General features: G+C 68.9%; 2 protein-coding genes. Both read left to right on the top strand.

Translation table 11 applies throughout. The features are described 5' to 3' along the window. The first annotated feature begins 183 nt into the window (after positions 1-183). A complete protein-coding gene (locus H0487_RS22550) occupies positions 184-1,383 on the top strand; it encodes a phosphatase PAP2 family protein (protein ID WP_312856070.1) in 1,200 nt (399 codons plus the stop codon). 135 nt (positions 1,384-1,518) lie between these two features. Further along, positions 1,519-1,968, top strand: a 450-nt coding sequence (locus H0487_RS22555; RefSeq protein ID WP_220793709.1) for a hypothetical protein, incomplete at its 3' end; no start/stop codon positions are given.

Here is a 1,968-nt window from a genome sequence, read left to right on the forward strand (position 1 = left end):
TGGTCGACGTCGACGGCGTCGGGGAGGCCGATGCCGTCGGTGCACCCGGGTGGCTGCCCGCGCCCGGCGACCCGGTCGTGCTGCGGGTCGACCCGGCCCGCCTGGCCGTCCTGCCGCCGGGGTCCTGACCGCGCGGAGGACCGTCGTCGAGGGCGGTGCCACGGGATCTTCTAGACTCGCCGGGTGTATCGCCGCGCCTATGCCCTCCTGGTCGGCACGGCACTGGCGATCTGGGGCTGGATGGTCGTGGTGTCGTTCGGGTGGGACCGTCCACCCGTCGAGCCCGAGGGCAAGCTCCTCGGTCCGTCCCTGACGGCACTGCTGGAGCTCCTCGACGCCGTCCCGTCCAGCCTGACGCTCCTCAACGTGATCCTCGTGGTCGACGTGCTGCTGCGAGCGCTGACGGTCCTGCTGGCCGCTCTCGTGGTCGACCTCGGGGTCGGCAGCCTGGTCGCCATGCGCGGGGAGCTCTTCGGTCGGGGCGGCGACGGCGAGGAGCAGGCCTCGACCTGGAGCCGTTTCAAGGAGCACGTCGGCGACCGTCGACGGACCCGGTGGAACCGTGAGCGCACCATCCTCGTGGTCCTGGGGATGGTCTGCTTCTACATGACCTACGTCTGCTACCGGAACCTCAAGTCGAACCTGCCGTTCGTCCGACCGGATCCGGCCCGGGCCGAGGGTGAGGTGAAGGCGCTGTCCTACGACCGCGAGCTGCACGTCATGGACCGAGTGCTCTTCTTCGGCAGCGACCCCTCCGACGTCCTGCACGCGGTCTTCGGCACGACGATCAGCGCCCACGTGCTCTCGCAGATCTACCTGACCTACCTGCCCCTGGTGATCCTGCTCGTCGTGGTGTGGCTCGTCTGGTCGCGCAACGTCTCGTTCGGCTACTGGTTCGTGACGGCGCAGGTCGTGGCGTGGACCCTCGGCACGATCTCGTACTACCTGCTGCCGACGCTCGGCCCCGGCATCCAGTACTGGCCGGAGTACACCGACCTGACCCACACGCCGACGACGGACCTGATGAAGTCGATCACCGAGGGCCGGCACGGTGTCCTGTTCGACCCGATCGTGGCGGGCGCGCTCAACTCGGTGGCCGGGTTCGCGAGCCTGCACGTGACGATCACGGTGCTGTGGGCGCTCATGGTGCAGTACACGATCCAGTCCCGGACCCTGAAGTGGGTGTTCTGGGTCAACGCCGGGCTCACCGTGATCGCGACGCTGTACTTCGGCTGGCACTACGTCGCCGACGACATCGCGGGCATCGCGATCGCGATCTTCTCCTTCTACGTCGGCGCGATCGCGAGCGGTCAGAAGTTCGATCGCGGCATGACGTCCCACCCGACGACGACCACCTCGAAGGTGCCGCGCGACCGCGAGTGAGCCCTGAACCGAGAACTACACCCTTGTAGTTCGCAAGTCGACACGCCGGTGACTGCTGAGAAATCTGTGGTTTTTGTTTCTTTTGTGACTGTTGAGCACTAACGTGCACGGAGTTGTCGATCTGAGGAGACTCCCGTGCGCCGCCCTGTTGTCGGGTTCGTCCTGCTCGCCCTGGTCCTGGTGACCGCGCCGGCGAGCGCCGACCCGTCCGACCCCACGACCCCCTCCCAGCAGGAGGTCCGTGAGGCCGAGGAGCGGGCGCAAGGTGCAGCCGACGACGTCGAGGGCATCCAGGCGGCCATCGACGCCGCCAACGCCGACCTCGAGGCAGCCGCGGTCGTGGCGCAGCAGGCTGCCGAGGCCTACAACGGGTCGATCTGGCGCCTCCAGGAGGCCCGGCGGGCCGAGCGTGCCGCCGAGCGCGAGGCGACCCGCTCGGCGCGGGCACTGGTCCGGGTCGAGGCCGACTACCGCGACGCCGTGCTGACGACCTTTGCGGCCGGGAACCCCGACCTCGACGCCTTCAGCGCGATGCTGGACGCCGACGGGCTGCCCTCGCTGCTCGACCGCGACGCCACTGCCGAC

The sequence above is a fragment of the Nocardioides stalactiti genome (assembly GCF_014180715.1).
GTDB classification, from domain to species: Bacteria; Actinomycetota; Actinomycetes; order Propionibacteriales; family Nocardioidaceae; genus Nocardioides; species Nocardioides stalactiti.